The organism is Oleiphilus sp. HI0123 (assembly GCF_001635315.1).
Genome location: NZ_LWGE01000128.1, coordinates 1 through 312 on the forward strand (window position 1 = coordinate 1; position 312 = coordinate 312).

General features: G+C 47.4%; 1 pseudogene. It reads right to left on the minus strand.

Annotated elements, in window-relative coordinates:
• Positions 1–299: pseudogene (locus tag A3761_RS01225) on the minus strand (saccharopine dehydrogenase); the annotation flags it as partial.
• Positions 300–312: the final 13 nt, after the last annotated feature.

Sequence of the window (312 nt, forward strand, 5' to 3'; positions counted from 1 at the left end):
TAGTCAGTGCCGTTCTCGACACATGCGGCGACTAATTCGTTTCCATATTTAGCGTAAGGACCGACCGTTGTGCAGACGACTTTAGTACGTTTTGCCAGTTCATTCAGGCTAGCCGTATCGTGGCTATCGGCAAGAATAAGAGGAATGTTATCGTTACCTAAGCCTTTTCGAACTTCTTCAAGCTTGGTTTGGTTGCGTCCAGCCATTGCCCATTTTAGTTCGCCATCGAGGCCGTAGGTATTTAGATAGTATTCGGCAACTAAGCGGCCTGTAAAACCACTTGCTCCCCATATGATCACATCGAATTCGCGC